This window comes from Falsihalocynthiibacter arcticus, from assembly GCF_000812665.2.
Taxonomy (GTDB): Bacteria; Pseudomonadota; Alphaproteobacteria; order Rhodobacterales; family Rhodobacteraceae; genus Falsihalocynthiibacter; species Falsihalocynthiibacter arcticus.
Genome location: NZ_CP014327.1, coordinates 638,044 through 661,553 on the forward strand (window position 1 = coordinate 638,044; position 23,510 = coordinate 661,553).

Annotated in this window: 20 protein-coding genes and 1 tRNA gene; 8 read left to right on the forward strand and 13 right to left on the reverse strand. The window is 50.7% G+C overall.

What is annotated here, in order from left to right:
* Positions 1 to 2: 2 nt before the first annotated feature.
* Positions 3 to 1,283, forward strand: coding sequence for a 3-deoxy-D-manno-octulosonic acid transferase (locus RC74_RS03145; RefSeq protein WP_062628122.1), 1,281 nt, complete (start codon positions 3 to 5; stop codon positions 1,281 to 1,283).
* A gap of 118 nt (positions 1,284 to 1,401) precedes the next feature.
* On the forward strand, positions 1,402 to 2,022 hold the full coding sequence (locus RC74_RS03150; RefSeq protein WP_335339576.1) for a Crp/Fnr family transcriptional regulator: 621 nt from the start codon (positions 1,402 to 1,404) through the stop codon (positions 2,020 to 2,022).
* A gap of 46 nt (positions 2,023 to 2,068) precedes the next feature.
* On the opposite strand, the gene RC74_RS03155 is transcribed toward RC74_RS03150, so the two are convergent.
* The 3 genes from RC74_RS03155 to RC74_RS03165 all read right to left on the reverse strand — a co-directional run bounded on the left by RC74_RS03155 (position 2,069) and on the right by RC74_RS03165 (position 4,301).
* A complete protein-coding gene (locus RC74_RS03155; protein ID WP_039000681.1) occupies positions 2,069 to 3,205 on the reverse strand; it encodes an ABC transporter substrate-binding protein in 1,137 nt (378 codons plus the stop codon).
* Positions 3,206 to 3,224: 19 nt separating this feature from the next.
* Positions 3,225 to 3,461, reverse strand: coding sequence for an Lrp/AsnC ligand binding domain-containing protein (locus RC74_RS03160; protein ID WP_039000680.1), 237 nt, complete (start codon positions 3,459 to 3,461; stop codon positions 3,225 to 3,227).
* Between the two features lie 198 nt (positions 3,462 to 3,659).
* The gene (locus tag RC74_RS03165; protein ID WP_039000679.1) at positions 3,660 to 4,301 is read right to left on the reverse strand and encodes a 50S ribosomal protein L25/general stress protein Ctc; all 642 of its coding nucleotides are present in this window, start codon (positions 4,299 to 4,301) and stop codon (positions 3,660 to 3,662) included.
* 155 nt (positions 4,302 to 4,456) lie between these two features.
* Here RC74_RS03165 and RC74_RS03170 point away from each other — a divergent pair, with 155 nt between their 5' ends.
* Positions 4,457 to 5,605 carry an MFS transporter gene (locus tag RC74_RS03170; protein WP_039000677.1) on the forward strand — a complete coding sequence of 383 codons (1,149 nt, stop codon included), beginning with the start codon at positions 4,457 to 4,459 and terminating at the stop codon, positions 5,603 to 5,605.
* On the opposite strand, the gene RC74_RS03175 is transcribed toward RC74_RS03170, so the two are convergent.
* The gene (locus tag RC74_RS03175) at positions 5,606 to 6,769 is read right to left on the reverse strand and encodes an alpha-hydroxy acid oxidase (protein ID WP_062628123.1); all 1,164 of its coding nucleotides are present in this window, start codon (positions 6,767 to 6,769) and stop codon (positions 5,606 to 5,608) included.
* 162 nt (positions 6,770 to 6,931) lie between these two features.
* Positions 6,932 to 7,723, reverse strand: a complete 792-nt coding sequence (trpA, locus tag RC74_RS03180) for a tryptophan synthase subunit alpha (RefSeq protein ID WP_039004012.1) — start codon at positions 7,721 to 7,723, stop codon at positions 6,932 to 6,934.
* A gap of 153 nt (positions 7,724 to 7,876) precedes the next feature.
* Between trpA and ychF the strand changes: the two genes are divergently transcribed.
* Together ychF and RC74_RS03190 are read left to right on the forward strand one after the other, a co-directional pair.
* Entirely contained in the window at positions 7,877 to 8,974 is a 1,098-nt protein-coding gene (gene ychF, locus RC74_RS03185) for a redox-regulated ATPase YchF (RefSeq protein ID WP_039004013.1), read from the forward strand.
* 579 nt (positions 8,975 to 9,553) lie between these two features.
* Positions 9,554 to 9,643: transfer RNA gene (locus tag RC74_RS03190), tRNA-Ser, on the forward strand.
* A 592-nt stretch (positions 9,644 to 10,235) separates the two neighbouring features.
* Here the strand turns inward: RC74_RS03190 and RC74_RS03195 are convergent.
* The 6 genes from RC74_RS03195 to RC74_RS03220 form a co-directional block, all read right to left on the reverse strand.
* On the reverse strand, positions 10,236 to 11,642 hold the full coding sequence (locus RC74_RS03195; protein WP_039004014.1) for a hypothetical protein: 1,407 nt from the start codon (positions 11,640 to 11,642) through the stop codon (positions 10,236 to 10,238).
* Positions 11,643 to 12,003: 361 nt separating this feature from the next.
* Entirely contained in the window at positions 12,004 to 12,549 is a 546-nt protein-coding gene (locus RC74_RS03200) for a recombinase family protein (protein WP_039004015.1), read from the reverse strand.
* Positions 12,550 to 13,928: 1,379 nt separating this feature from the next.
* Positions 13,929 to 14,600 (reverse strand): DUF1214 domain-containing protein, encoded by a 672-nt coding sequence (locus RC74_RS22640; protein WP_218918106.1) that lies wholly within the window; start codon positions 14,598 to 14,600, stop codon positions 13,929 to 13,931.
* Positions 14,579 to 15,112, reverse strand: coding sequence for a DUF1254 domain-containing protein (locus RC74_RS23665; RefSeq protein WP_417935184.1), 534 nt, complete (start codon positions 15,110 to 15,112; stop codon positions 14,579 to 14,581). The genes RC74_RS22640 and RC74_RS23665 overlap by 22 nt, the downstream gene beginning before the upstream one ends.
* 520 nt (positions 15,113 to 15,632) lie before the next feature.
* Positions 15,633 to 16,655, reverse strand: coding sequence for a DUF1254 domain-containing protein (locus RC74_RS03215; protein ID WP_082802170.1), 1,023 nt, complete (start codon positions 16,653 to 16,655; stop codon positions 15,633 to 15,635).
* Positions 16,656 to 17,049: 394 nt separating this feature from the next.
* On the reverse strand, positions 17,050 to 17,532 hold the full coding sequence (locus tag RC74_RS03220; protein WP_039004018.1) for a bacterioferritin: 483 nt from the start codon (positions 17,530 to 17,532) through the stop codon (positions 17,050 to 17,052).
* A gap of 426 nt (positions 17,533 to 17,958) precedes the next feature.
* Between RC74_RS03220 and RC74_RS03225 the strand changes: the two genes are divergently transcribed.
* Positions 17,959 to 19,176: an MFS transporter gene (locus RC74_RS03225; protein ID WP_052275081.1), complete on the forward strand. Its 1,218-nt coding sequence runs from the start codon at positions 17,959 to 17,961 to the stop codon at positions 19,174 to 19,176.
* A gap of 166 nt (positions 19,177 to 19,342) precedes the next feature.
* Here RC74_RS03225 and RC74_RS03230 read toward each other — a convergent pair whose 3' ends face one another.
* On the reverse strand, positions 19,343 to 19,720 hold the full coding sequence (locus tag RC74_RS03230) for a VOC family protein (RefSeq protein ID WP_039004020.1): 378 nt from the start codon (positions 19,718 to 19,720) through the stop codon (positions 19,343 to 19,345).
* A 39-nt stretch (positions 19,721 to 19,759) separates the two neighbouring features.
* Between RC74_RS03230 and RC74_RS03235 the strand changes: the two genes are divergently transcribed.
* On the forward strand, positions 19,760 to 20,308 hold the full coding sequence (locus RC74_RS03235; protein WP_039004021.1) for a winged helix-turn-helix transcriptional regulator: 549 nt from the start codon (positions 19,760 to 19,762) through the stop codon (positions 20,306 to 20,308).
* Positions 20,309 to 20,486: 178 nt separating this feature from the next.
* On the opposite strand, the gene RC74_RS03240 is transcribed toward RC74_RS03235, so the two are convergent.
* A complete protein-coding gene (locus RC74_RS03240; protein WP_156477405.1) occupies positions 20,487 to 21,773 on the reverse strand; it encodes a tyrosine-type recombinase/integrase in 1,287 nt (428 codons plus the stop codon).
* A gap of 264 nt (positions 21,774 to 22,037) precedes the next feature.
* Between RC74_RS03240 and RC74_RS03250 the strand changes: the two genes are divergently transcribed.
* The gene (locus RC74_RS03250; RefSeq protein WP_039004023.1) at positions 22,038 to 23,306 is read left to right on the forward strand and encodes a DUF6538 domain-containing protein; all 1,269 of its coding nucleotides are present in this window, start codon (positions 22,038 to 22,040) and stop codon (positions 23,304 to 23,306) included.
* The last annotated feature ends 204 nt before the right edge of the window (positions 23,307 to 23,510 follow it).

Consider the following 23,510-nt stretch of genomic DNA (forward strand, 5'->3'; position numbering starts at 1 on the left):
AATTGCTCTCTCTATACCTCCTGTTCGCGCGTTTTAACGCCCCGCTATGGCGGCTCATTTTGCGTCGACGTCTTGCCCAAGGCAAAGAAGATCCGAACCGGTTTCAGGAAAAACTAGGGCTTGGCTTAACGCCGCGCCCCAAGGGCGAAGTCATTTGGCTTCACGGAGTGAGTGTGGGCGAGAGTCTTTCGCTTCTGACCCTGTTAGCGGAACTGGGCAAAGCTATCCCTAAGGCGCATTTCGTCCTTACAACAAACACCCGCACGTCCTCTGACACCCTTGCGCGCATGGGGCTGCCCTCGCGGGTCATTCATCAGTTTCAACCCTGCGACAATGCTCCTGCGGTTCAACGTTTTCTTACTCACTGGCAACCAAGTGTGGCAGTATTTTCCGAGCTGGATATGTGGCCGTGCCTTTTGACAGAAACCCACAAAATGCAAATACCTATGCTGCTGATCAATGCGCGCATGAGCGAAAGGTCCGTCCACAGAAGGAGGTTTTTGAAGGGGGTGTATCGCAAAATGGTACAGCTGTTTGATAGAATATTAACTCAAGAAGACGTTTCACGCGATAATTTCATCGCCATGGGCGCGGGGGCAAAAACCACCCAAACGACCGGCCCGTTGAAAATCGCTTCTGCCCCCTTGCCCGATCTTCCAGAGGAGCGTGCCGCGCTTGAACTCGCGATTGGAGCCCGACCACATTGGCTCGCCGCATCAACGCATCCTTCTGAGGAGGAGCGTGTCCTGAAGGCGCATCTGATCGCGCTCAAAACGTTGCCAGATCTGCTCCTCATAATTGCGCCACGTCATCCCAAATTTGCAAACGAAACGCTCTCTATGGCACGGCCCCTCTTTACGGGCATCGCACAGCGCAGCAAAAAAAACGCCATTCAAACCAGCACACAACTCTATCTCGCGGACACATTGGGGGAACTTGGCCTATTTTTCCGCCTCGCGCACACGGCCTTTATCGGGCACAGCCTTGTGTCACAGGACGGCCCTTTGCCGGGTAAAAACCCCTACGAAGCCCTCGCACTCGACACTTTGGTGATGCATGGTCCTGTCTATTCCGACTTCACCTATATTTATGACAGCTTGAAAGATGCAGGCGCGACCCATCAAATTTCAGCCCCTGAGGACCTTGCCCAAGCCGTGCTCGAAGCCCAAGACCCGCAGTGGCGCACGCCATATGTAACAGCCGGAACGGCCGTGATGGACTTGGGGCAAGACGCGCTGAAAAAACCACTTGAGGCCATTCTGAAGGCCCGAACCAGAAGCTAAGCGCCCTTTACGCACCCCCGGAAACCTGAGATACAGTACTATGAACAGCGCGTATAGGACGATAGCTCGTAACTCACTTTTGTTATCGAGCATTCCCACCGACTTGGCAGATGATATCTTGAGTGACGCGAATGCGCGTTCCTTTAGCCATGGGCAGATGATTTTTTCCCACGGCGATATCGCAACCAGTATCTTCATCGTGATTGAAGGATGGGTGAAGCTTTTCCGTGTCACGCCAAATGGCGCAGAGGCGGTGATGGGCGTTTTCACGCAGGGACGAAGCTTTGGCGAAGCGGTGGCCTTTAAGGGCGACACATATCCCGTGAGCGCGGAAGCTGTTACGGATGCAAAAGTCATCCAAGTGAGCGCAAGCAAATTGCTTGATCTCATGCAGGCTCGCCCCGAAGTCTGTACCGCTGTGCTCGCGTCAACATTCGCCCATTTACATGGCCTTGTCTCACAGATTGAGCAACTCAAGGCGCAAACTGGCGCCCAACGGGTTGCGGAGTTTTTGATGTCGCTAGCTGATTGCGAACACGGAAAATGTTCGGTTACTCTGCCCTATGACAAAGCCCTGATTGCGGGTCGTTTAGGGATGAAACCCGAGAGCCTCTCGCGCGCTTTCGCAAAGCTGCGCTCTGTTGGTGTTACCGTCAATCGCAACTCAGCGGATATCGAAAATCTGGAAGACTTGGCGGATTATGCCGAGGGCGATCCGGCCGAAGCTTGGTCAAAATAACAGCGATCAATGAGGGCAAGGAGCCTTGGCCCCCTGCCCGTCAAATTTACATTTTGCAGTCTGCTGCATAAGCATCCGAATGGTTGGTCAGGCCCGTTGCCACTATTTTATTTGTGAAAACGTCACCTTCTTGAATGACCTCACGTACATAGATGTTCTGAATGGGGTGATGATTTGGCCCAAAAGAAAAATCGCCGCGAACGGAATCAAAATCTGCCGCTTCGAGAGCCGCTTGGAAAGCATCCGCGTCGTTGACGTCCGCTGTGGCCGCCGCAGAAATCAGGAGGTTCGCGGTATCAAACCCTTGGCTCGCATAGAGGGATGGAAGGCGACCATACTCGGCTTGGAAGCTTTCAACGAATGCAATATTTGCTGCATTATCAATATCTTTGCTCCACTGAGAGGTGTTTTTCACACCCAGCGCAGCCGCACCAACTGCTTGCAAAATTCCCTGATCGAAGGAAAATGCAGGACCAACGAGGGGTAAGTCCACACCACTATCTGCGTATTGTTTGAGGAAAGAAATCCCCATACCGCCCGGCAAGAAGAAATACACGTTTTCAGCGCCAGACGCCCGAATTTGCGCGATCTCGGCGGCATAATCCGTTTGGCCAAGCTTGGTATAGATTTCGCCCTTCACCTCGCCCTTGTAGAACCGTTTATAGCCTGTGAGCGCGTCTTGTCCTGCGGGGTAATTCGGCGCAAGAATGAAGCTGCTGCCATATCCAGCGTCCGTTGCGTAGGCGCCTGCGGCTTCATGTAGGTTGTCATTTTGCCATGCGACGTTGAAGTATTTAGCGTTGCATCCTTTGCCTGCAAGCGCGGATGGCCCAGCATTTGGGGAGAGATAGAATTTGCCCTGTGCTGTCGCAGAAGGCACAACAGCCATCGCAAGATTGGACCAGATAATCCCCGTGAGGACATCGACCTTCTCGGATTGGATCATCTTGTCAGCGAGTTGCACGGCAACGTCAGGCTTTTGCTGATCATCCTCAATCACAACGTCAAAATCCACACCCGCTTGCTTCACCGCGAGCATAAATCCGTCCCGCACATCAATACCAAGCCCGGCGCCGCCACCCGAAAGAGTGGTTATCATTCCGACTTTCAGTGGTTCCGCGATTGACGCCGTTGCCAAGGCCGCAGTTCCCAATGCAAGCGCGCATGTTTTCAGAAATCCCATTCTAATCTCCCTGTTTTATCTAAAATGCTTTAAATGTCAGCGTGGTGAGCGAGCGCTCAATACCTTCAATCGTGAGCAAATTATCATTGATAAATTTGCCGACGTCCTGCCCCTCGGGAATATAGACCTTCATCAGGAGGTCAAAGTCTCCACTGGTCGAATAGAGTTCCGAATGGATTTCACGCAGGGTGATTTCATCGGCCACCTTATAGGTCGTGCCGGGCTTGCAGCGAATTTGGATGAAAACACAGGTCATTTGAGCGTCCCTTTTCGTATAAATTCTAACGGTTGGGATACTCTATGCCGAGGGACGCGGTTATTGCCAGCCCTCAGCGCAATTTCGCGCGAAATTCTGAATGCCGAGCTTACAAATGCAAAACGCAGAACCAAAATGGCCCTGCGTTTCAATTCTTTTATTATGAAAGGGATATCCCAATCACACAAAGTTAAGTGCTTATTCTTCGCCTGCTTCGCCTTCGGCTTCTTCAGCCCCAGCTTCGTCAGCTTCATCATCCGCGGAACGAAGGCTCGACGGTGCTGCAAGGTTCGCAATAACGAAATCACGATCGATTGTTGGTTTTGCACCTTTTGGAAGCTTGATGCTCGAGATTGTGATTGTGTCACCAACTTCGAGACCGGTCAGATCAACTGTCAGGCTCTCAGGAATGTCGCTCGCAGTAACTGCAAGTTCAACTTCTGGACGTACAACAGTCAATGTGCCGCCTTTTTTCAAGCCAGGGCATTCTTCATGGTTGATAAAATCAACGTGGATGAAGAGTGACACAACACTTGAACGCTTAAGGCGCATAAGGTCGAGGTGTGTTGGCAAGTCTCTTATAACATCGCGCTGAACGTTCCGGCAGATAACGCGAACGTCGTCTTGGCCTTCAACTTTCAGGTTGAACAATGTTGAAAGGAAACGGCCCGCTTTGAGGCGCTTCAAAAGTACATTGAACGGAATGCTAATCGCTTGGGGCTCTGCGCCGCCACCGTAAACAATACCTGGTACAAGTCCTTCACGGCGTGCTTGACGAGCGGCCCCCTTGCCTGTCCCCGTACGCGCTGTGACTTCTAGGTCTGGAATTTTGCCAGCCATAGTAATTCTCCTAAGTTTAGAGGGCCTTCCTCCAAGGGTGTAAGGCCCGATGAAGTCGCGCGTATATGGGAGAATCCCTACTATGTGAAGAGGAATATAGGATTCACTCAACTTTGCGGCTTGCTTTGGGAAAAAACCCATGCGACGCCTGCGCGATGCTGTTAAAAAAATCCCTCCTTTTGTCACGCCACACTGCTCCCGCCTTTATGGCTGAGGGTTTTATTTGGGGCGTCTTCGCTGCCTATGCACCTGATATTAAGGCGCAAATTGGGGCAAGTGATGCTGTTTTCGGTTGGGTTCTTTTATGTGGTGCCGTTGGTGCCGTTACGGCTATGTGGCTGGCGCCCATTTTTGATCGGCTGGCAGGGCGCTATGGCATGGCAATCGGTGCTGTCCTACTTGCGCTAGCTTTTCAGTTTCCGATTCTTGTACATGGACCGATACTATTTGGGGCGTTGATGTTCTTTGTGGGTGCGTTTTCGGGCCTTCTTGACGTCGTGATGAACGCGCGGCTTTCGTTGATTGAAAGCCGCGAGCGCACGTCCTTGATGAATCTCAACCATGCCCTTTTTTCCTTCGCATACGCAGCATCCGCCATATCGGCGGGGCTTTTTCGAGATAGCGAAACTTCAATCAATATCGTGGCATTTGGGTTCTTAATCCTGATCTCAATATCCGCGCTTGGAATGATTCAACCACGTGTTTTAGCTCCCGTGCAAACATCTCAATCTGGCACAAAATCTGCGCTTGGTGTTGCCGTTTTTTGGGGCGGGCTTATTGTATTCGCCGCGTTCCTTTCAGAAAATTCCGTTGAGGGATGGTCCGCGCTCCACATCGAACGCACACTTGGCGGTGGCGCCGCCGAGGGCGCTTTTGGTCCCGCCATGCTGGGCCTCACCATGGGGTTTGGCCGCTTTGGTGGGCAAATTATCGTCTCGCGTATATCCGAGGCGCGCGTTGTTTTAATTGCGTCTCTTCTCGCAGCAGTCGGAGCGGTAATTGCCGCCGTCGCGCCCTCGCCAATCTGGGCCTATGTCGGATTTGGTTTACTTGGCCTAGGTGTATCAGTCATTGCGCCAATGGTCTTCGCTCTTGTTGGAAGACGCGTTCCCGACGAAATCCGCTCGCAAGCAATTTCTCGGGTTGCGGTCATTGGCTATCTTGGATTTTTCGTCGGACCGCCAATTGTTGGCTTCCTTGCAGGGGTTGTAGGTCTGCGTGCGTCGTTTATCTTTGTGGCGCTCGTCCTTCTCGCCATCCCGCTTTTGCTCAACTTGCTCCGGCGGGATGCGCGGATCGATTAATTACTGCCAGTCGCCTTCGAAATTCTTGGGGATCAACAAAATATCGCGCCCAACTTTTTCGATGTCACGGTGCCCACAGAGCGCCATGGTGTAATCCAACTCCTTATGGATCACTTCCAACGCTTTGGTGACACCCTCTTCGCCCATGGCACCTAAGCCGTGGATATATGCACGGCCAATATAGGTGCCCTTTGCCCCCATCGCCATTGCCTTAAGAACGTCTTGGCCGCTGCGAATTCCGCTATCAATGTGCACTTCGATTTTGTCACCAACAGCATCAATGATGGCGGGCAACGAGCGAATGGACGACAGCGCACCGTCAAGTTGCCGCCCCCCGTGGTTGGACACAATGATGGCATCCGCGCCAACTTCAAGCGCTTTGATCGCGTCCTCTGCGTCCAGAATCCCTTTCAGGATGAGCTTGCCGCCCCATTCGTCCTTCAGGCGTTTAATTTGATTCCAATCCATGCGCGGATCAAATTGCGAATCCGCCCATTTTGAAAGGGACGCAATGTTTTCAACACCCTTGGCGTGGCCCACGATATTACGGAATGTGTGGCGCTTGGTGCCCAACATGCCCATGCCCCACTTCCAGCGCTGAGCCAAATCGAAAATGGCTTTTGGCGTTGGTTTCGGAGGGACACTCAGCCCGTTCTTTAAATCCTTGTGGCGCTGCCCCAAAAGCTGAAGATCCAGCGTCAAGACCATGGCCGAACATTTCGCCGCCTTAGCACGCGCAATCAGGCCAGACGTAAATTCCTCGTCCCGCATCACATAAAGCTGGAACCAAAAAGGCGCTGTTGTGTTTTCAGCAATATCCTCAATCGAACAAATGGCCATCGTGGACAAAGTGAAGGGCACGCCGAATTTTTCTGCCGCCTTTGCTGCTTTGATTTCACCATCCGCACATTGCATCCCCGTCGACCCAACAGGCGCGAGCGCAACGGGCATCGAAACCTCTTGGCCGATCATTTTGGTTTTGGTGCTGCGACCTTCCATGTTCACGGCAACCCGTTGGCGCAGGCGAATTTGCGCGAAATCCGTGGTGTTTTCACGGAAGGTTTGCTCGGTCCAACTGCCACTCTCGCAATAATCATAGAACATTTTGGGAGTGCGTTTTTTGTGGAGGTCCTTGAGGTCTTGGATATTGGTGATAACGGCCATTTTAGGTTGCTTTCCTCTATTTTGGTAACAACATCTTACCAATACCGCCCATATAGGGCATTTCTCTGGGCAAGACCAGAATTTTTTCAGACGGAACTATGAAATGAAAACGCCCCGCACGGTGGCGAGGCTCAATCCATAAGGGTATATAAAACTGGGCCCCTAGCCGCGATGTGCGCCCTCGGCCAAACTCGCAACAAAGCTCAAAACATCCGCCACAGACTTACTCGCGCCAATTTGCGCGACAATTGCCGAACCAACCACACAGCCATCCGCTGTCCGCGCAATATTCTCCGCTTTTTCTGGCGTGTTAATGCCGAAGCCAACAATCACTGGAAGGTCGGTTTGGGATTTGATCCGCGCCACTTCTGGCCCAACATCGCCCACTTCGGCTTCGGCAGCGCCCGTCGTTCCGTTGACCGAAACGTAATAGACAAACCCCGATGTGTTTTGCAGAACCTTGGGCAAGCGTTTGTCGTCCGTCGTGGGCGTCGCCAGACGAATGAAGTTCATCCCAGCGGCTTGAGCGGGAATGCACAGCTCGACATCTTCTTCGGGCGGTAAATCCACCACGATCATGCCATCGATTCCCGCAGCCTTTGCATCAACGAGGAATTTTGCGACCCCGCGACTGTAAATCGGGTTGTAATAGCCCATCAAAACGATTGGCGTGGTATCGTCGCCCTTGCGAAACTCCGTCGCCAGATCAAGTGTGCGTTGAAGGGTCATCCCTCCCGCAAGCGCGCGTTGGCCCGCCAATTGAATCGTTACCCCATCCGCCATCGGATCGGTAAACGGCAAACCAAGCTCGATGATATCCACCCCAGCACCCGGCAAACCTTTCACGATTTCAAGGGATTCCGCATAGTTCGGATCGCCCGCCATCACATATGTCACAAAGGCCTTTTTGCCCGCAGCCTTGAGTTCAGCAAATTTATCGTCGATCCGTGTCATAGCCATTCCCGATGTCATACTTATATCCAGCCCTAAGATAGGGCACATTCACGCTATGGTTTGCGGGAAAATCAGCCAGAAATCAATGCCCCGCTTGACCTCGGCCCCACATGGCCCCTACATGCGCCCCAACATTAGCCAATGGAGTGTGTAATGGGTTTCAAAATGGGTATCGTCGGAATGCCAAACGTGGGCAAATCCACCTTGTTTAACGCGCTGACAAAAACAGCCGCCGCGCAGGCCGCGAACTTCCCGTTCTGCACGATTGAGCCAAACGTTGGCGAAGTCGCAGTGCCTGACGCACGCCTTGATAAATTGGCCGCCATTGCAGGTTCAAAACAAATCATCCCAACACGCATGACCTTCGTTGACATTGCTGGCCTCGTAAAAGGCGCGTCCAAAGGCGAAGGTCTTGGCAACCAGTTCCTCGCCAACATCCGCGAATGTGATGCCATTGCGCATGTGTTGCGGTGCTTTGAGGACGACGACATCACCCACGTCGACGGCCGCGTAAATCCTGTCGAAGACGCAGAAACCATCGAGACCGAATTGATGTTGGCCGATATGGAAAGCATCGAGAAGCGCCTTCAAGGCCTGCAACGCAAAACGCGCAGCGGCGACAAAGACGCCATTCAACAAGAACGCTTGCTAAAAGCTGCCCTTGCCGCTCTTGAAGCGGGCAACCCTGCTCGTACCATTAGTGTCGACGAGGACGACGCGCGGGCGTGGTCCCTCCTTCAACTGCTCACATCCAAACCAATCCTGTATGTATGCAACGTGGAAGAATCCGCGGCTGCTGAGGGGAACGACTTTTCCAAACGCGTCGAGGAAATGGCTGCGGACCAGGGCGCCGCAACGGTGGTTATCTCTGCCGCGATTGAAGAGGAAATCAGCCAACTCGAAGCCGACGAAGCCGAAATGTTCCTTACAGAAATGGGCCTAGAAGAAGCGGGCCTCGATCGCCTGATCCGGGCTGGCTACGCACTCCTCCACCTTAACACCTATTTCACCGTAGGCCCCAAAGAAGCCCGCGCATGGACATTTCCCGCCGGAGCCACAGCCCCAAAAGCCGCCGGAGTTATTCACGGCGACTTCGAGAAAGGGTTCATTCGCGCGGAAACCATCGCATTTGACGACTTTGTCGCGAACAATGGCGAATCTGGAGCGAAAGAAGCTGGAAAAATGCGCTCAGAGGGCAAGGCCTACCTCGTGAAAGACGGCGACGTCATGCATTTCCTCTTCAACACTTAAACAATTGCCTTGGTCTATGGAGAGGTCTTCTTGCACTAGTCACGCCAGATGACCTCTCCATAGACCAAGGCATCTAAAAAGTCACGAGTTGATCAAGCGAGCAACACCCAAACAACGACGCTCGCATCCCCTCCTCCCTGCGGCACAATGCAATCACCGGGTGTTCCGAAGTGTAAAAGCCCTATTTAGTCCCTATTGACCGCTACGCTGAAGGTCCCATTTAAAGCGGTCACAGAAGTTTCAGATACGGATTTGATTTACCCAATTGAAGCACTCTATTGGAAAACGAGACACAAAGACTTTCTCGAAAATAACCCATTAAGCAACTAAAACAGATCAGAAGAATTAGAAGCAAGAAGCCCTGATTTTAGTTTAAGGTGTTTACCCATGGCCCGCTTAAGCTCCCTTGCTTCAGAGCAGAGTTTTTTGAACTCGGGCTCGCAAAAACTCGCACAATTTTTTTATTGTAGAAATAGGGCAAAATGGGGAAAATCAACAAAAACAGGAACTTGGCTTCTTTATATTTTTTTTCGAAAAAAGGCTTGTATCTCTAGGGAGTTACGGGCTAAACCGCTCCTCGGAGACGTGGCCGAGTGGTCGAAGGCGCTCCCCTGCTAAGGGAGTAACGGGGTGACTCGTTCGAGGGTTCGAATCCCTTCGTCTCCGCCACTACCTTTTGAAGTGGCATTACGTATAAGTTTCAATAACTTAAACTCACCCAAAGACTTCTTCCCACACACGATTACCACACACGCACACCACACACTCACTCAATTTTGGTGTACGTGGCTTTGAATCAGAGGTGAGAGCCCCGATCAGACTAGCTTTAGCCAATCAAATGGCTAATTTTCAGTCTTTGTTTTGATTTGGTGGCCCTTTACCGACGGATATTACACAGCCACTCAAGGGCACTAATGTCTGCATGGGAAAGCCCCCTGAGAGTGGCCCTGTGTCCCACAGAGAGCAATTTGTGGAAATGATTAACCCATCCCTCAATACTGGCCTGAAGGCTTGCAGTGAATTGCCTTTGCTGACTGGCAGTGACAAAAGCTACCCAGCATCTCTCAGGGGATCGACTATGCTAAGCCATCATTTCCATACCAACATGTTTTTCGGTGGATCGACCCCAAATAAAGCACGAAAGAAAAACCTTCCTCTATACCTCTATACCTCTCAATTAAAGATTTTCCCTAGCTCATACTTATTTGCTGTATTTACAAAGGATACCCCCTATCTAGTTAATAGTACTAAGGATTTGCCTCTAAAAATCCTCCAAAACATTAAAGTCAGAATCACAATATAAGCTGTAAAGTTGCTGACCGTGCTGCTGAAGCGCTCTGCCGGAGAGATCATCTGGTCGCTTAGCAAGATCGCTGCAAACCTGCCCCTCTTCATTCAAAAATGAGATATCTAAGTCAGGTACAAAGCTTAAATTTGTCTCAAGTGATCTCTGCAATGCACATACTGCAAGTACTGCATCCTTCTGCCTAACGATTAGGGCGTCGTGCATTGGGTATGCTGGAATGCCTTGACCAACCAGATCCAGTATTGCGTCAACAAAGACCTCGGATTCAGCAAACATGGCACACTTGCCGCTACCTTCTAAACGTCTCATTGTCGGGAATGCTTTGAGAATTTGCGCGATAAGGTCGCCACAAGTTACTTTCTTACTTAACCCATACTCTTCGCGGATCGAGATTGTCCGTCCGTCAGCCTTCCTGCCTTTTGGGAAAGACGTAATGGCACCACCTGTTGAGACGAATGACGCGACCAAAAACTTGGCCAATTCCCTCATTTTCGCTTTGCGTTCTTCTCCAACAGCTTTCTTCACAAACTTGATCCGTTGGTATGGATCAGATCCAAGTGACTCCGTCCCTCCAAACATGCCATGACAAATGTTTGGGTAACTTGCCTTCAGATCGATCTCGCAAACAGCTTCTCCTCCGATAGTCATCGCAAGTCGTTGGACTTCTTTGTTGGTTTGCCAGCTTCCATAAAGCCTGCCCCCAGATTGCAAATTCCCGTTGTTAAAAATCCGCTTAACTGGACCAAACTGAGAGCCGTCAGGACTAATCATCGGAAGTTTTTTGTTGAGCCTGTTGATTCTTCGTACCTCCGCTGTCAGTTCGTTAATCTGAGGTTCAAACTGGGCTCTGGGAAGTCGTTTCCCTCCGCGTTTCATACCACCACTGGCAACTTTAATGCTTCTCACTTCGACCAATGGACCGATCCAATGGAGCTTAAATTTAAGTGATGACAGGGGAATGTGCTTCGTCAGGGAATAGATGCTTGCCAGCCCGTCACGCTTTGACGACTTCTGAACCAGCCTTATAAACCCCTTTTCCAGAAGTGCCTCCCTTACGGTCCTAACCACGTTATTTGAGTAAGGTCCGTCAACAAATTTATCATTCGCGCTGGGCCAAGCGAACAGTCCCGTTTTAGAATCCTGTGCAGCAACCAGAACGTCAGATAGGCAACGGATTATCTTTTTCTGTGCATCTGGAGTAGCTCGGGTCAGACAAAGCGTTTCAACTAGGGCCAACACAAACCAGAATGTTGCATCGCCGTCAGGTTCAAAATTAGTGTGAACAATAGAGTCGGCTTTGTAGAGCTCTCCGAAGTTGTTAGATGTGATTGTTTTAGCGTCAATAAAGCCTGCACCGTCCATAGGTACTTTCTCCTTTCTAAATTGTTGGGAACACAGAAAACCCCGCTTGGGGTTAAGCCCGAAATCGGGATCTTCTCTGTATGATTAGGGTAGTGTCAAAGTGACGGTTGTAGCGGCCACGGACCTGCTAGTTTCGTCACCACGTCATGTAGAGATTAGTGTGATGTTTAAATTGCTCTGAACTTGAGCCAGAGAAAGCGTCTGGTCATGAAACGCTACGATGCTAGATGTCCGCTTTGAGAGGCTGAACTACGGCATTCCAAGCACCAGTTGAGCGGCAAATTTTTGGCCAAACGTTGTTATGTAATAGGCGTAGCTAGAGATATTTCTGGCCCTCTCCCGAAATCAATAGATCACGGTATTAGCCCTTTAATGCCCTATAGATTGACCGCTCCGAGACGCCCAGCGCTTTAGCTACATCCCGCTTACTCACTCCTTCAGCTACCATTTGGCGTATCTCAGGTGTTTGCTGACGTGCTGTCGGCTTTCGGCCCTTGTACTTCCCCTCCCGCTTAGCCTTGACAATGCCTTCTCTCTGACGTTCCAGCATCATTTCCCGCTCAAACTGAGCTACTGACCCCAGTACGTTCAGCATTAACTTGCCAGTCGCATTTGAAGTATCCAAGCCAAGATCAACGATCCTCAGCTCAACTCCTGTGGCCTCTAGCTGCTCAACAATTTCCCCAAGATTGCGAACGGAACGGGCCAACCTGTCAAGCTTGGTGACAACCAATGTATCCCCTTGCCTAGCGTACTCCATAGCGGCTTTTAGCGCCTCTCTGGTGGCCACAGAGCTAACCTGCTCCTCATAGAGCCTCTCACAGCCAAGGGCCTTCAGTGACTCTCTCTGAGCCTCTATTCCTGCCTTCTGTTCAAGCGTAGATGTTCGTGCATATCCGATAAGCATTTTGCTTTTCTCCTTGTCTGCCATTGATGTCTAAGATGTTGCGACGGAGTGTCTGCCAAAAGACAAAACCCACTCCATAGTCATGCTATAGCGTCACGGAGAAAGACTGACATAAGGGCAAGGCCTATTGGCAGCAAAACTACAAGCAGGAAGCAAAGTGTGGCCAGAGAAAGTTGCTTTAAAAACACAGCACGACGCCAACTTATCCCGTAAAATTACCGTCAGATGATTTGGCTACTTCTAGATCAGATACTGCTTGTTGAAGCTCAACGAAGCTGAAGCCAGAGTGCCAAGCATCTATTGTTTCATTTTCCAGAGGGGGGTGGGGGTTGCTGTAAAGCAGTTTCAAAAAATGGGGGTTTTAGTGTTGTTATTCTTGTTACTATAAATCTGATGAGTATCAAGCAAAAGAAAATTCCTCTGCCCCATTAGTTGCAATCCTGAAATTTGGCCGAAGTTTGCAACCTAAAGTTTCACTTAGCTCCCTGACTCTGGTAGATTTCTTTGCTTTTGAGCTTCATCGACATGATAGCTGCTACGGCTTTCTCCCTACGTGACACGGATTTATTGCCTCGCATGCAATTAACGCTAGATTCTTTAGTTCTGTTGATGGGTTTCATTAAACTTCCTCCAAATGGTTAATATTTTGGAGATAGACTTCCATTGCCAACTTACTGTTCGTTCAAGGCTCGGTCCTTTGGATCGATCCACGACAGAACACTCCTCCATTACATAAGGGTTTGGGCAATTGTTGGTTCCTAATCTCCTTGTAAGGCCGTTTGCCGCAACAGAAAAAAGAGAACAATATGTGAACTAGAGAACGATCAACGCTCGGGCCATTTTCTAATGGTTATTTTGCATATAGCTTTCTGCAAGATTTCGGTCTTGTTTTTCTTGGAGAGCCAACTAATTATTTTAGGGAACAGCTCAATTCTTTCAACTGGCTTTATATTCCACCTTTTATATGGCGACGGATATAAAACGCAGTTACAGATTTTTAAGAGTACTTCCGCTTTCGGCCCAAACCTGCCGTTCGCCCGCCTCGGTCATGCTGCGGTGCAGCCCGTCATTGCGGACTTTCGCCGCAACCGCAAAATCAGTTGATAGACGAATTCACAGTTCGCGGGACTAAGCGGCCTCTCAACTTTTCTTCAGTGAGGTCCACTTCCGGCACAAAGTAGTTATTCAAAAAAGGCCTTTAGAGAGCGGCTTTCTGCGGCTAGCGGACCTTCGGCAGATGTTGGCAAGGGTCCGCTTGGCGAGCATTTCCGCTATCCACTCGCGTGTGTCTGAGCAGTTTCGAAATGCACGATCTGAGGCGGGATACCGTGCACCAGTCATCAACCAGCGCACGGTCACTTCGTTAGTCCGAGCCGCTTCTACTCAACTAATGCGATCTCACCGGGCCGCCAGGTCTTGTTGATCCAGGGCTCCAGCGGGCCGTACATCCGCAGGATCGTGAACCAGCTCTTACTCGGGACGGTCTGAAGCCAGTTTCCCTCCTTGCCCTCGGGTGCCTCGGGCGCGAAGTACACGTCATAAGACCCGTCGGCGTTCTTGGTCATGCCCTTGGTCTGGCTGCCGATGGTCGGGAATTTCTGCCCGGTTTGAAGCAAGGAGCGCGTCTGTGTGTCGTATAGCGTGACAGCCCAGAAATTGTTGACGGGCACATTTGGCGGCAGGCTCAGCTTGTACGTCTTGGACCCATCAAGTGGCTTCTTATTGGCATCGAGATAGGCAAGGGCATAGTCGGACCCCTGACCTACAGTCGTGGCCGCCATCGCCTGCGTTACACCGGTCGCATTGAAGTAAAACAAAACTCGTGCATCAAGACCCATCGCGCCGTTGGCCTCGAAGGTCGTGTTTTTGTTCGCGTAGGCGGTAGTCCAGACGCTGTTCGTATCGGGATAAATGAACACGCCATCGATACGTGGCTGGTAGGTGATGGCCCGTGCCGTCGCGTTTCCGATTGTTGCTGCCTCGCTCAACAGCTTCTTCATTCGCGCATCGGGGTTGAAGGGCTGACCCTTTACAATGCCAATTGCGGCCAAAAGGCCCCGTGACTCCGGGCCGATTGCGTCGATCGGCTCTTCCTGAACCACGGCGTTGAGGCCTTCGAAAAAGCTGAAATCATTTGGTGCAATCGTATTGTAGCTCTTGCCGGAGAAGTTGACAAACTCAGTTTCAGGGGGTTTTCAGCTTGCGCCAGCGGATACACTTTGAGGTTGGACTTGATATTCTCGACCGCGGGTTCAAGCCCCTTCGCGACAGAGCCACGAAGAAAAACCAGATTGCTATATGTATCAGATTTGACAACGAAATACCCCTCGGGCACGTCACCTTGGTGATCCGGGGGCAGGAGCAGATATTTTCCGCCTTTGCCTTTGTCGGGCCCGATCGCACCAAGGTTTTCGACGAACCTGAACCAAGCATCATCGACAAATCCCAACATACCCGGCGGAAGTTCCAAGACAAGCGGGCCTTCCTTCTTCAGGTCGACATAGCCAAGAGAATAAAGCGTCGAGGTGTTGCCTGTCAGGTACAAGGACTCCGGCTGCAGCAACTGCTCGGTGATTGTAAATTTGTTCGAACTGTCTGCACCGATGCTGGCATTGCCGGTCCGCATCGCATGAATTGATGCTGCTCCCTGATTGTCGAGGAAAACCTGCAGTGCACGCGACCGATCGAGATTGTCATAGAGTGCATTGATAGTAGCGTCGGTAGGGACTCCGTCAAAGAACTCGAGCGAACCGATCGTTGTCTCAATCTTGTCAGGTATGGAGATTGCGTCGAGTTCTTCTTGGGAAACCTGCGATACAGCCGGTGTTGACAATAGGACCGAAAGACAGATTCCAAGTGCAGTGGTGGGGCGGATCATTAAATTTCTCCTGTTTCTTATTCGAACAACTAACGTTTCGCGGCAACACTAGGCACTCACCAAACTCGAGCAAGGCAAAAGTTGTTTTCACTTGGGCTCCCCACAGCGGTGGGTGCGAACATCTTGATTGGCAAAAATCAAATCAGGATGTTCGCTACGCAAGTGTTGGATGTCTCACTTGCGGACAACGAGGCCTTTTCTCTGCCTATTTTGCTTTTGGTGTTGGCGGCCCGGGGAAAGTCCAGGTTCCGTCCTGAATTGATTGTTCGGGTTCATACATACGAACAGCATAGTTCCATCCATCCATGATCGGTAGGCAGTTTTCTACCCCAGCGCCGCAGCCGCCAAAACGAATGGTAAAGGACCCGTTGCTGTCAGGTTTAGCGGTCAGGTTGTTCAGGCTGTAGGCCTTGAGGCCATTTTCCTGGAAATAGCCCTTGGCGTTATAAAGGCTGATTGACCAGAATCCCTTGACCGGCACATCCTTGACGGTGAGTTCGTACTCGCCGACAGGCAAATCTGGCTGCACGTTCACATAAACTGCGTCCTTGTCCGGCAAGCCGCCCCAAGCCGAGGCTGTTCCGATCATAAAGTGAACCGGATTGACCTCTTCTTTCGAGCCGAAGGTGTCGATGTAGCGTCCGAGCCCCTTGGCTAGGTCGAGAATTGGCTCAAGCGTCGCCTTGTAACTCGTCTGGTCGTAATCGGGCATGGAAAAAGCGGAATCGGACCCGGCGGTTATCTCGATCTTATCCTGAAGCGCGTGGGCTTCGGCGAGATCGGCCTTATCCTCTGGGTTTGCCAGTGTCCGTATGACGAGCCCGACAACGGGGGTATCGAACTTGTCGACGGTTAGTTTATGAGCGCCGCCGCCGTAGAACACCTCGTTGACGTAGCCATCGTTATTGATGACCATCATCGACATGTAACGCTTGCCGGTGTCGGGCAATGTGACGGTCGCGCCTTTGGAGATATCGACCACTCCGAGACTATAAAGCGTGTCACGGTTCATCCGGATGACGTTCTGCTTGTCGACCGGTGTCGGCGTCCGATTGTGGTGCAGCGTGTTGATACTGCCGGACATCTTGATGATGCCCTCAAATTCCATGTCGGTTTGAGCGCGATCAAAGTTGTCTACGTTTACCGTGATTGCGTCAGCCGATGCCATCAGTGGCAATGATACGGAAGCAACAGCGGCTGCCAGATAAAGAAGTCTGAGATGCTTCATCGTCTTAGTAATCCTTTGTTCAGATAGAGAAATTGTATTGCAATTTACGGAGTGAGACCGGTGAGCATCTATCGTGAGGCTTCGGTACCAACTTCACGATAGGTCTTATTGATCCAATGCTCAAGTAGACCAAACATCCGCAGAATTGGTGAACAGCCCCACCAATGTACGAACTCAAGTGAGTTGTCTGCTTGGGCTCGTTACTGCCGTTGGCCGCATCGCCGCAATCCTGCTAAACAGGCTTGATTTGATCGACAGGCCCGGCCCAAACCGGACCTAGCCACATCACGAAGCTAATGGCAGGTTTGAGCCCATTTTACCGAAATGTTGCAATGCCACAGATGACTAATTTCTTATATATGATCGTGAGTAGTTAGGAGACAGGTTTTTACGCCTATTCTGCAGAGGCTGCACCTGAAACATATTTTGCGCTAAATGATTTTTCACCGAGACGCTCAATTAGGCTAAGTTGAAGCTCAAGCCAGCTTTTGTGACCCTCTTCATCAAGTACAATCTGTTCGAAGAGGGTCCGAGAACCAATGTCACCTACTTTCATCGCATGTTGGGCAGCAAGGGTGTAAAATTGAATTGCTTCTTCCTCGTCGGCCAAATCAGATTTGAACATATCCACAAGGGATTCGGCTTGAACAGGTTTCTTATAAAAGTCTAAATCAGGCTTTCCGTTGAAGAACATAATTCTTGCAATATACAAGTCAGAGTGTCCCAACTCTTCTTGCATTTCCACCCGCATCTGGGCTGCAAGTTTATCTAAGCCCCAATCATCAAGAACATGGGAATGTAGCTGATACTGGTGAGCGGCTGTCAATTCCATATGCAGTGCTTTTTGTAGGTAATTCATTGTTTCGCTGTCGGACATTTTTCAACTCCACTTTCAAAGACCAAACGCTTTCGTTAGTAGGAACATGATCCAAGCAAATGCACATTGATCTGCATCAAACCTCGCCGGAAGCCGCCGTAGAAATGGCAGCGATCAAATTCTGAAAACTACTCATAGCAGACAATGGCGCATTACGCAGCGAACGGCTCCTTTCCGCCCTTATGGTAGAAATAGGCGTGATGCAGCAATTTGACCAACTCACTCGCCCATCAATGACGTGAACGGCTCTTTGCTGACCTTGGTGTCCGTCGCAGCGAATGACTGGTTCGAGCCCAATTTACCGGATGCTACACGCTGCACGAATGTCGGCTACCATGGTTAAGCGCTTTACGTTATTGAAAATCTGTCGAGCGTATTCCAGACTATGGGGTGAGCTTAACCCATCTTTTATCAAGGAAAAAATTGATGAGCCGTGTTGAACGTCTTTCTCTCTATGTCGCGTTGACCGCACTGACTGCTTTCGCGATCGATGGCGTGCTACCGGCAATGCTTATGATAGAAAGTGCTTTTGACGCAGAATCGTCGTTCTCAGGCGCGCAAATTATTACAGCCTTTGTCTTAGGTATGGCCGTCGGAGAATTAGTAATTGGCCCAATTAGTGATGCCTTGGGGCGCCGCTCTGCCGTGATTGCAGGGCTTGTAGTGTTCATTATTGGCACAATGGTCGCCGCCACGGCAGAAAACTTTGCGGCGGTAATCGCGGGGAGGTTGCTTCAGGGTATAGGCGTCGCCGGGCCGAAAATCGGGACACGTGCGATGATCCGGGACCGATATGAAGGCGCTGAAATGGCCAAAATCATGTCGGTTATTTTCACCTTGCTCATCCTTGTGCCGATGATTGCACCTGCGTTGGGTGCGCTGATCGCTGCGGTCGCTGGATGGCGGGGTGTGTTCTGGTCGTATCTAACATTGGCGGTAGGGTTGGGCGCATGGCTGTGGCTTCGGCATCCCGAGACGCTGCCTGACGAGAAGCGCGTCCCCCTAAATCCACGTAAGCTGTGGCAAAATATCCGGAAGATTCTGGTTCGCAACGACGTGATACCGATTGTCATAGCAACCGGTTTCGTCTTCGGTGCACAGCTTACCTATTTTGCTGTGGCTGCAAACCTTTTTGGCGTGGTTTATGGTGTCTCAGCAATGATGCCCGTGTTTTTTGCACTTCTGGCAACGGGAACAGCATTCGCTCTTATGATGAACGTTTGGCTGGTTGGGCGCACGGGCATGGAGGCTCCGATTTTCGCAGGCCTATTGGTGTTGGGACTGTCGGGCGCAGGGCTTTTGATTGCCGCCGTACTTTACGCGGGTCATCCCCCGCTGGCCATTCTGCTTGGCTTAACTTGGTTTGGCTTCTTTGCTCTCGGTCTTTTGTTTGGCAACCTCAATGCGTTTGCGATGCGCCCGCTTGGTGACTTGGCGGGGCTGGGGGCGTCCATCATTGCATCAGGGTCTAGTCTGGTGGCTTTTGCCTTTGCATCAGCTATAGAAACGGCCTTTGTCGCTCCGGTTTGGGCCCTCGCGTGGGCGTTTACCCTTGCCGCACCACTGTCGACGTTCTTCATCTTACTCGCAATACCGGCTGGGTCTAGAAAGCAGTTTTTTCAAACTATCCGCAGTTGGATGTGATCCATTGGACATTTCCAGACACGTTCAGAAACAATGCCTGTATTGATCAAAGCGGTCGTTCACACATCGACAGCAAACGGCAGCGAAAGTCGGCAAAGAGCCCATACTGACAAATGCCGCGGTGAGGTCGAACGACGGCTATGGGGCAAAGAGGCCTTCGAGAGTGTCACGATCCTCCCGTTAAATCCTCGGCGAGCATGAGAGCGTTACCATCTGGATCATAAAAGGTTGCAGTCTTGACCATGCCTTCCACCACGTCTGTCTCACCGTCAAACTTCACTTTAGCTTGCTCTAACTTCTGCCGAGCAGCGTCCAGATCGGCGATCCCAAAAACAGGAACACAGTTTCCAGGTGTAGGCTTGGTATGCTCGCCAAGGCCAATTGTTACGCCAACGGTGTTCGTTTGGAGCTCTGACCAGCCTGCTTCGTCTGCATGATAGATCGTCTCAAACCCCAGCATACTTTTATACCACTTCGCGCTTGCGTGGCGGTCTTTAACGGAAAACGCGATATTGATTGTTTTATCCAACGTAATAAGTGCCATGAGCTTTCCTTTTGATCCAAAATGCAGTAACTATACTTTATGGACATAATTTCGTTTGTCAACATTACTTCGAGGGCTTGGGCTTTGCCAATATTATCAAGCCTATACGTCGGTGTGGCAGGGCGTCAGGCGCCGTTGCTGGCAGCCACTGGCGCGAGCAGAACTGCATTCGCCCAAAGCATGGACCATCTCATCGAGCATGGATTACTGGAAAGAAATCCCGGTTATGGCCACCCGCTGCGACCAGAGTTTCGTCTTACGCAGCTTGGAAAAGAAGCGGCCGCAATTGCAGATAAAATTCATCGCGTATCTTCTGAAGATGATCAGAGCTTGCTTCGCAAGTCATGGACTTTGCCGGTGTTAACATCACTTCAAACACCGAGCCACTTCAACGACATCAAGCGAAACTTACACACGATCACTGATCGCGCTTTGTCACTGTCATTGAAATCTATGGAGAGTAGAGATTGGGTTCATCGTAGTGTTGACGAATCCGCTCGCCCGCCAAGATCAATTTACAGTGCTATAAATACTGGTGGAATGATTAGTAAGATCACTGGGTCGAAAATCAGCTTCATCCAACAATGATAAGAATATCGGCAAAGCAGCCTTTTGCGCATGTGCAGCGAAGGGTAGAAAAGTCCGCATAGCAGGCCTAAATGTAGAGCGCAGCGAATGTCCGTTCTCCGCCGAAATCGTGAACTTTGAAGGCGGACGTAGCCAACAAGAAAAGGATTGTACGAGAAAATTGCAAACTCGAAAACAGCTAAGAAACCAATAGCAGATCAATGCTCGGATCAATTTCTAGCGTTATTTTGCGGATAGCTTTTTGTAGGACTTCGATCCTGTTTCCCTTAGAGTACAATCCATAGGTAAGGGTCTTTTTCTCGTGACCTACGATGTCAGCGGTAACGTTCTCTGGTACACCTGCGTTTTCAAGCTCCGTGGTGAAGGTCTTGCGAAGACTGTGGAACACAAGCCTTTGGTCAAATCCCAACGCCGACTTAAGCCGTCCAAACCTTTTACCGATAGCATTAGAACGGTCATCGTATTTATTGAATGACAATCCCGAAATCAAATAGCCATCTGAACTATTGGAGCAGAGATGACGGATCATAGGTGCAAGCCTTGGGTGAATTGGAACACTCCTTAACCCAGCCTGTGTCTTGGCATCTTTGACTATAAAAAATTCGACTTCAACATCCGATACTTTGAGGCTGCAAAGCTCCTCAATTCTGCATCCCGTCCAAATCCCCAACCAGATTAGCTGGGCAAGTTGACAATCTTTTTTGTCCAAGGCTCCAAGCAACAATTTTGGCAAATCTGAAGAAGAAAAAGCTTGTCGTCTCTCACTTTTTGCCGACTTTGACTTTGTGAGCTTCTTGGGGCCGACCCTATCAAAAACAGTTTCCCTGTCGTGGATGTGGCCTAAGATATGTAGGTAATCCCAATACCCACGAGTATGAGAAATAATCCGCCTGACTGTAGGGGGCTTTAATTGATCTCTAATTTGCAAATCGTGCGCCCAATTCAAAAGTGACTGGCGGTTAACTTGATCAGTGAATTTGAACCTAGTCGCAAAGCGAGTTGCATCGGAGCGCTTCATATCTCGTGTTTTTTCTTGAACTTCCTGCGACGCAAGCCAAGCCTCAATATCACGGTCCAGAGGATATGTTTCTCCGTACGCTATCTTTGACATCACCATTGCGGTTGGGTTTTTTTTTAACGCTATGGCTTGAAGGTCGTCGTCAATAATTGACTGTATGGTAAACTTTTCGTTCTCTGAGTGCTGGGCATTACATATACCGTCACGCCACACTAACGCTTTAGCGACATAATCAGACTCTACAAACCCTCCGTCACCCCTTGCTGCAGAGATTAGATCTTTCCAGTCGGCAACCACGCGAAGCACACGGGTCTCAGCCACTGACAGGCTTTCGGTCTCGAGACTCTGAACAAAACGAGGGCTGCCGCCAAACTTTTGACGAACGTCTTTGGGTATTTCTAGAACCGCATACCAGCGACGCCGACGTTTTTGAAGGTATTTTGCCATTTCCACACACGTTTACCACACACATGACGGAGAATTATCCCTTAAAATCAGTGAGTTCAATAGGTTAAATGCGAATGGCGACTCATCCCTTCGTCTCCGCCAGAAACCTCCCTTTGATTTTCAGATAACTATATGAAAACAAAGGGATTTCTGTATTTTCACACGCACCTAAATCTATTTGGAGTGCCATTTGCTGCACTTTTTGCTGCACAATGTGCTGCACAAATCCTTGTAGAAACGGGGCGGCCCTGCTAGTCACGTGCAATGAAGCTGATCCTGCGCAACACCACCTATTATATCCGAAAACGCGTTCCGCAGCGCTTCTCGTCCGTGGAGCCTCGCCAAACAGTCTGGGTGAGCTTGCACACAGATTCAGAAAAAATTGCCGCGACAAAGGCTTCGGCCGCGTGGGCGGAGATGATCGAAGCTTGGGAAGCAAGGCTAGCGGGGCATTCGGAGGATGCCGAGCGGCGATTTGAGGCCGCGCGTGAACTCGCCCAAGCCCGAGGCTTTCGGTATCTTCCTGCCAAACAAGTATCTGCCTTGCCGAACGAGGCGCTGCTTGAGCGTGTGGAGGCGATCCGCAGTGTGAATGGGAAGCCCGACAAACTTGACGCTGGCGCGTTCCTCGGAGGCGCCTCAGAGCCTCGCCTGACCGTGCAGCGCGCCCTTGATCTGTATTGGTCGCTGACCAAAGATAAGACTTTCGGAAAATCAGATGACCAGCTCCGACGCTGGCGCAACCCGCGCCTTAAAGCTGTGCGAAATTTCATCGACGTTGTAGGTGACAAAGTAATTCCCGAGATTACCGGTGACGATATGCTCGATTTCCGCCAATGGTGGATAGATCGGATCGAGGCCGAGGGTCTTACGCCGAATTCCGCCAACAAAGATTTAATCCACCTATCGGATATTCTGAAAACCGTAAACCGGATGAAGCGGTTGGGCTTGGTGCTTCCTCTGAGTGATTTGTTGTTGCAAGAGGGTGAGAAACGCCAACGTCCACCATTTTCCAGCGACTGGATAACGGGGCGGCTCTTGAAGGCAGGAGCCTTGGATGGACTTAACAAAGAGGCACGTTGTATCTTACTTGGGATGGTGAATACCGGCTACCGCCCAAGTGAAGGTGCTGGGCTCGGACCAGCACAAATTCGGCTAGATACCACGGTTCCGCACGTCTCGATTGAACCCAATGGGCGGCAGCTCAAAAGCGCCTATTCGCGCCGCATTATTCCGCTGGCGGGCGTGAGTCTTGAGGCTTTTCGTGAATGCCCTGAGGGGTTCCCACGGTATGCGGACAATCCTTCGCTTTCAGCTACAGTAAATAAGTTCCTCCGCGAAAATAGGCTTTTAGAAACACCCGGTCATAGCCTTTACAGCTTGCGGCACGCATTCGAGGACCGAATGCTGGCGGCAGGCGTGGATGATAGGATTCGCCGCGATCTTTTCGGGCACAGACTTGACCGTGAACGCTATGGGCGTGGGGCGAGTCTCGAGCAACTACACCAAATTGTTCAAAGCATAGCATTCTGAGTGGCAAGTACCGCGCGAGCATAAGCCACAGCATCTCCCTTATCTTTCACCTCGGCAGCCGCGAGTTCGGCTTCCAGCCGTTTAAATATCGGCAGGTAAACGACGTCATCCACCACGAGCTTTGCAACTGTGGCATGGGCAGTGCGTAATCTCTGTAACTCGCTTTTGGCCATGACGTTTTTGGGGTTTCTATCTGCGATTTGG